The organism is Kitasatospora sp. NPDC096140 (assembly GCF_040303045.1).
GTDB lineage: Bacteria > Actinomycetota > Actinomycetes > Streptomycetales > Streptomycetaceae > Kitasatospora.
On sequence record NZ_JBEOUW010000070.1, the window covers coordinates 22,942 to 29,487 of the forward strand.

Sequence of the window (6,546 nt, forward strand, 5' to 3'; positions counted from 1 at the left end):
TTCCCGCTCCTGCCGCGCGGCTCCCCGGCACGGGAGAGGTCCGGACGGCCCGTCAGGCGGCCTCAGGAGTGCCGCAGCTCCGGCGGCGGGGTGCGCTTGGCGTCCACGTCGTCCACCCGCACCAGGCTCCCCCAGACCGCCATCCGGTACCGCGAGGTGTAGACCGGCGTGCAGGTGGTCAGGGTGATGTAGCGGCCGGGGCCGGCGTACCCGGAACTCGCCGGGACGGGCGCCACGATGCCGGTGTCGAACTTGGAGGTCTCCGGCAGGGTGTTGTCGACCTTGTAGACGTACCACTTGTCCTTGGTCTCGACGACGATCGCGTCGCCCTTGTGGACGGCGTCCAGGTCGTGGAACTTGGCGCCGTGGCCGTCCCGGTGGGCGGCCAGCGCGAAGTTGCCGGCCTGGTCCCAGGGCATCGCGGCCTTGTAGGGCTGCTCGTAGACGCCCGCCACGCCCTCGTCCAGGACCTCGGTGGAGGTGCCCATCCGGATCAGCACCTGGAAGTCCCGGCCCATCGCCGGGACGTGCAGGAAGCCGACGTCCTCCCCGGCCGCGAACGGCTTCGACCCGGGCGGGGCGGAGGCGTCGGGGGCGGCACCAGCGCTGGCACCGGGGGCGGGAGCCGGGGCGGGGGCGCCCCCCGGGGCGGCCGGGGCGCCGGTGCTCGGGCCCGCGGCCCAGGAGCTGCGCAGCCGGTCGGAGGCCTCCGACGCCGCCTGGTCGGCCTGCACGTTGGTCCACCACAGCGAGTAGGCCACGAACAGGCCGAGCACCAGACCCAGGGTGATCAGCAGCTCGCCGAACACCCCGAGCGCGGCCAGCGCCCGGCTCCTCCCCCGCCCGGTCGGCCGCGCGGGCGGGGGGAAGGCGTCCTGCCCCGGTCGGGCCGCCTGTGCGGCCTCGTCGTCCTGCATGTGCGATGGTCCCCCTCCGGGCCGGGCGGCCGGGCGGCTACCCGCCCGTGATCGCGGCCGGCTTGCCTTGGCTGCGCGGCCGTTCCTCGATCATCTTCCCAAAGACGATGAGACGGAACTTGGAGGTGAACTCGGGGGTGCAGGTGGTCAACGTGATGTAGCGGCCGGGGCCGGTGTACCCGGAGCCGTTCGGCACCGGCTTGATCACGCTCACGTTGCTCGGGGACGTCTCCGGGATGCCCCCGGTGATCTCGTAGGTGTAGTAGCCGGCGGCGGTCTCCACCACGACCTTGTCGCCCTTGGAGAGCTGGTTGATGTACCGGAACGGCTCGCCGTGGGTGTTGCGGTGGGCGGCCAGCGCGAAGTTGCCCGCCTTGTCGCCCGGCATCGCGGTGCCGGGGTAGTGGCCGACCAGGCCCTTGTCGAGCACCGCGGTCTTGGAGGTGCCCTCGGCGATCGGGAACTTCAGCCCCAGCTTGGGCAGGTAGACGATGGCGAAGCCCTTGCCCGGCTCGAACACCTCGGGCTTGTTCGGGTCCGGAGCGGGCTGCCCCGGCTGGGCGGGCGCCTGGGCGGCGTCGAACTGCTGCTCCAGCTGGTCGCGGGCGCCGGAAGCGGCCGCGTCGGCCTGCACGTTGGTCCACCAGAGCTGGTAGGCGACGAAGAGCAGCATCACCAGGCCGAGCGTTATGCACAGCTCGCCGACGGCCCGGGCGGTCACGACGAGCGCGGACTCCTTGGGACGCACCCGTCCCGCGGACCCGCCCCGCGCCCGCCGCCGCCCGTTGCCCGACCGGATCGCCGTACGGCCCTGGGCGGCCCGGCGGCGCTCGGCCCGGCCGCCGGTCGGCGGGGCCGGCTCGGCGGCCGACGCCCCGAGCCCGGCGGGCAGCCGCAGCTGGAGGGTCTGGTCGGGCAGCCAGGGGTACTCGGGCCCGCCCGCGAGGGGCTCCTCGGCCTGCTCGTACACGCCCCAGGCGTCCTCGGCCACGGTCCGGCCCGGGGACCCCTGGTGGTGCGGGGCGGCGCCGGCACCGTCGTACTGCGGGCTCGCGTACTCCTGGGCGCCGTCGAACTGCCGCCCACCACCGTACGGGTCCGCCTCCGGCTGGTATCGCCCCTCCGGACGCAGCGTGGTCACGCCGCTCAGCCCCGGCCGATCACCGGGGCGAGCCCGGCCGACCGGTCCACCGCCTGCGGGAAGCCGCACTCCGCGAGCCAGTTGGCGAGCATCCGGTGCCCGCCCTCGGTGAGCACCGACTCGGGGTGGAACTGCACGCCCTCGACCGGCAGTTCACGGTGCCTCAGCCCCATGATCACACCGCTCTCGGTCCGCGCGGTGACCACCAACTCCTCCGGCACGGTGGCCGGTTCGACCGCGAGCGAGTGGTAGCGGGTCGCGGTCAGCGGCGAGGGCAGGCCCTCGAACACCCCGCCGTCCTCGTGCTCGACCAGCGAGGTCTTGCCGTGCAGCAGCTCCGGCGCCCGGCCGACCACCGCGCCGTACGCGACCGCGAGCGACTGCAGGCCCAGGCAGACCCCGAACACCGGCAGCCCGATCCGCGCGCAGTGGTGCACCATCTCGATGCAGACCCCGGCCTCCTCCGGCGCGCCGGGCCCGGGGGAGAGCAGCACCCCGTCGAAGCCCTCCTCGCCCGAGCGGCGGACGGCGTGCTCGACGCTCACCTCGTCGTTGCGCACCACCTCGCAGGTGGCGCCCAACTGGTACAGGTACTGCACCAGGTTGAAGACGAAGCTGTCGTAGTTGTCCACCACCAGGATGCGGGGCGGGTTCGACTGGGTGGTCATGCGCGCGTGGTCTCCGTGGGATGCGGTGCTGGATGGAAGTGCCGGGCCGGCGGCTCAGCCGGCCGCGGCGCCGTCGCCGCCGTCCACTGTGACGTCACCGAAGGGGAGCAACGGTTCCGCCCACGGGAAGACGTAGGTGAAGAGCAGGTAGACGATCCCCAGGATGAGGAGCACCGAAATGACGGCCTTCACCAGGGTGTTCCCCGGGAGGTGACGCCAGATGAAGCCGTACATGGTGCTCCCTCGTCGTAGCAGACTGGGTCAAGAGTAGACCCGCCTCCCACGGCCGCGAGGCCGGTCCGGCTACTGCTGCCCGCCCGCCGAGCGCAGCTCGGTGGTGCCGGAGTACCCCGGCAGGGTGAGGTCCCCGCTCTCCTGGACCTTCCAGCCCAGCCCGTACGCCTGGACGTACTGCAGGTAGTTGCGGATCGTCGGGTCCGCGTCGACGGCCGAGCGCAGCGCGTCGGTCTTCCCCACCGCCTTGACCACGTACGGCGGGGAGTAGACCCGCCCCTGGAGCAGCAGGGTGTTCCCGACGCAGCGGACGGCGCTGGTGGAGATCAGCCGCTGGTCCATCACCTGTACGCCCTCCGCGCCGCCCCGCCACAGCGCGTTGACCACGGCCTGGATGTCCTGCTGGTGGATGACCAGGTCGTTGACGCCGGGCTCGGGGACGCCGGGGATGCGCGCGGTGGCGTTCGGCGGAGCGTCGTTGAGGGTGACGGTCAGGCCGCCGCCCTGCAGCGGCTCCAGGGCGGCGCCGAGCCGCAGGCCGTCCAGCCGGGCCGCGTCGGCGGGGCTGTGGCCCTGCTGCTCGGTGAGGTCCTGGGCGCGGGCCTGGAGGTCCGCGAGCTGGGACTGTGCCTGCTGGTTCTGCGCGCTGCGCTGGCGGATCACGTCGCCGAGGCTCAGCAGCGAGTTGTCGGTCCGCAGGTCGGTGCCGCGGGCGGTCTGCGCGCTGATGTAGAAGAGCAATCCGGCGAGCGCGAAGACGGCGCAGGTCAGGGCACGTCCGACAATTCGGGTGCCGGAGCGGCGGGTACGGACCGGCTCAGGGGGAATCGACAAATTAGTCACCGTACCCTTATCTCCTCAAGACCCGCCGAGCCACTACGCTAACGGACGCCGGTGGCATGTGCGGAGCGGTCCTCAGAGCGTTCTCACGGCCGACCGCCGTCACCCGACCCACCCGCTGCACCTCTGCGCGGTCTCACAGCGCATCGACAGGAGATCCCCTCGTGCCGAAGTCTCGACTCCGCAAGAAGTCCGACTACACCCCGCCGACGACGGCCGTGGTGAAGATCAGCTCGGGCCGCGGCTGGGTCGCGCCGCTGATGCTGGCACTGTTCCTGATCGGCCTGGTGTGGATCGTCACCTACTACGTGACCAGCGGCACCTACCCGGTCGAGAGCTGGCGGAACTGGAACATCCTGGTGGGCTTCGGCTTCATCGCCGCGGGGTTCGGCGTCTCCACCCAGTGGAAGTGACGACCCGCTCGTCCTGAGGCCCGGTACCGGGCCGCTCCCCGCCGCTCCGGATCGCTCGTCCCGGGGCGGCGGTCAGGCGTGCCCGGACGCCGGCGGGAACCCGGTCGGCTATCCCGACCATCCGACTGTCAGGCTTATCCACATGGTTATCCACACTGGGGAAAAGTCTCCCCAGCCTGTGGATAACTTTCCCGGCCGGGGCCGTCCACAGCTGTGCACAACTCCCCGGAAGCGGGAGAACCGCACAGCAGGACACGCGTAGAACAACAGTCCACAGCCCGGGCGCCGCACAGCCTGTGCACAACCCCGCACCCGCTGTGGACAAAGGCCCGGACACCAGGGCGCCGTGACGCCCGGCCCTCAGGCTCCGTAGAGGGACATCCCGATCAGCAGCAGCGCCGCCTCCACCGCCAGGGCCCCCGCCACCACCAGCGCCTGGACCGGGCCGCGGTGCTCGCGCGGGGCGTACATCAGACCGGCCGCGGTCAGCGTGCCGAGCACCAGGCCGCCCAGATGCGCCCGCCAGTCGACGCCCGGGCGCGAGAAGGTGACGACCAGGTTGAAGACCAGGAACGCCATGACCGGGGCCAGCGGGCCCCGGTTGTGCAGCTGGAGCACGATCGTGGCGCCGATCAGCCCGAAGATGGCCCCGGAGGCCCCCACCGAGTTCATCAGGTTCCCGGCCACCAGGAAGGCGAAGGTGCTGCCGCCCAGGGCGGCGACGAGGTAGAGGGCCAGGAAGCGGAGCCGGCCGAGCGCCTCCTCCAGCGGCGGGCCGAGCCAGAGCAGCACCACCATGTTCAGCCCGATGTGCCACCACTCCACGTGCAGGAAGGTGGCGGTCAGCAGCCGGTACCACTGGTCCGGGCCGTCCGCGATGCCGGCCGGGCCGCCGAGGACGTCCCGGCCCGCGCTGAACAGCGACCAGGTCTGGCCCAGCTGCGGGGTGAGCACGTAGGCCGCCAGCAGCCAGACCACCACGTTGACGCCGACCAGCACCCGGGTGACCAGCCCGCCGTCGCCCGCGAGCCCCCCGCCGAAGCGGGTGGTCGCCCGCCGGCTCCCGGCGTGGCCCCGGCTGACGCACTCGGGGCACTGGAAGCCCACCGCGGCGGGCACCATGCACTCCGGGCAGATCGGCCGCTCGCACCGGGTGCAGGAGATCCCGGTGGCCGTCCCGGGATGGCGGAAGCAGCCGGGCGGTCCGCCCTCAGGGGACGGATCGGCCGACGACCGCGGCTCGTCCGGAAGCATCAGCGGGTCCCCTTCCCGTACGCGACCTCCGAAACAGCCAGCCTACTGCCGCACCCCCGCCCGGCGGCCCGCTCCCCCGCATCCCGCCGCCCCGCGCGCGCCCACCCGCCGCCCCGCGTACGGCCCACTCCGACGTGCCGTCGGACAAATCGGCATGCATGATCAGCATTCAGGTGGACAGGTGCATAAAGGACGCCACCCAGGAGGAGAGACTCGTGAGCTTTTCGGACTCAGCCCGTGAGACGGCCACCAGGACCCGGGACACCGCCGCGCACTTCGCGGACGGCGCCAAGCAGCGCATCGGCCCCGCCTTGGACGCCCTCGGGCCGATGACCACCCAGGCCGCCCACAATCTCCGTGTCCAGTACGACAAGCACCTCGCCCCACAGTTCGGCCAGGTCTTCGCCAGCCTGCCGCCGGAGGCCCAGCAGAACGCCCTGAAGGCCCTCCACCGGGCCCAGGAGGCCGCTCTGGCGGCCCGCCTCTCCGCCGCCCGCGCCGCGGACCAGGCCCGCACCACGGTCGGCCCCAGGGTGGCCCAGGCGGTCGGCGACGCCCGCGCCGCGGTCGTCCCGGTCGCCCAGGAGGCCCAGTACCGTGGCGCCGCCGCGCTGACCGCCCTGCAGGGCCACGTCAGCTCGGCCGAGATCAGCGAACTGGCCGCCCGCAACGCCAGGAGGGAACGGTGCCGCGGCTGGACCACCGGCCTCACCGTGGCCGGCCTGCTGGCGATCGGCACCGGCCTGGTGGCCTGGCAGTGGTGGCGCCGGCACAGCAACCCGGAGTGGCTGGTCGAGCCCCCGTCCGCGCAGGAGCCGCGGCCGGCCGGCGCGCACGCCGCCACCGCCCCGGTGAACGGGGCCGGCCCCGAGGGCGGGACCGCCGAGCCCGGAGAGCCCGCCGACGGCGCGGGCCCCGCGGCGGACTGACCGTGCGGAAGGCGCGGAGAGGCCCGCGAACACCGATCGGCCGCTGACCGGGATTCCGGTCAGCCGCCGGAAGGGTACAGCTGTGTAAAGTTGTGGGAATGAGTCTCAAAAAACAGAAATAAGACATTAGAAAGCACAGAGAAAAACACA

The 6,546-nt window shown here is 72.7% G+C and carries 8 protein-coding genes; 2 read left to right on the top strand and 6 right to left on the bottom strand.

Annotated features, from left to right (window positions below; translation table 11 throughout):
• Positions 1–62: 62 nt before the first annotated feature.
• From ABT048_RS39515 to ABT048_RS39535, 5 genes are all read right to left on the bottom strand, one after another.
• Positions 63–917, bottom strand: a complete 855-nt coding sequence (locus ABT048_RS39515; protein WP_350526479.1) for a class E sortase — start codon at positions 915–917, stop codon at positions 63–65.
• Between the two features lie 37 nt (positions 918–954).
• Positions 955–2,058, bottom strand: a complete 1,104-nt coding sequence (locus ABT048_RS39520; RefSeq protein ID WP_350526480.1) for a class E sortase — start codon at positions 2,056–2,058, stop codon at positions 955–957.
• Between the two features lie 5 nt (positions 2,059–2,063).
• Complete coding sequence (locus ABT048_RS39525) at positions 2,064–2,726, bottom strand: aminodeoxychorismate/anthranilate synthase component II (RefSeq protein ID WP_350526481.1); 663 nt, start codon at positions 2,724–2,726, stop codon at positions 2,064–2,066.
• 54 nt (positions 2,727–2,780) lie between these two features.
• On the bottom strand, positions 2,781–2,960 hold the full coding sequence (locus ABT048_RS39530) for a hypothetical protein (protein WP_350526482.1): 180 nt from the start codon (positions 2,958–2,960) through the stop codon (positions 2,781–2,783).
• Positions 2,961–3,029: 69 nt separating this feature from the next.
• Positions 3,030–3,794: a DUF881 domain-containing protein gene (locus tag ABT048_RS39535; RefSeq protein WP_396549880.1), complete on the bottom strand. Its 765-nt coding sequence runs from the start codon at positions 3,792–3,794 to the stop codon at positions 3,030–3,032.
• Between the two features lie 170 nt (positions 3,795–3,964).
• Here ABT048_RS39535 and crgA point away from each other — a divergent pair, with 170 nt between their 5' ends.
• Positions 3,965–4,213: a cell division protein CrgA gene (gene crgA / locus ABT048_RS39540; RefSeq protein ID WP_189913287.1), complete on the top strand. Its 249-nt coding sequence runs from the start codon at positions 3,965–3,967 to the stop codon at positions 4,211–4,213.
• A 360-nt stretch (positions 4,214–4,573) separates the two neighbouring features.
• On the opposite strand, the gene ABT048_RS39545 is transcribed toward crgA, so the two are convergent.
• Positions 4,574–5,467, bottom strand: coding sequence for a rhomboid family intramembrane serine protease (locus ABT048_RS39545; protein WP_350526483.1), 894 nt, complete (start codon positions 5,465–5,467; stop codon positions 4,574–4,576).
• A gap of 215 nt (positions 5,468–5,682) precedes the next feature.
• Between ABT048_RS39545 and ABT048_RS39550 the strand changes: the two genes are divergently transcribed.
• Complete coding sequence (locus tag ABT048_RS39550; RefSeq protein ID WP_350526484.1) at positions 5,683–6,396, top strand: DUF5324 family protein; 714 nt, start codon at positions 5,683–5,685, stop codon at positions 6,394–6,396.
• Positions 6,397–6,546: the final 150 nt, after the last annotated feature.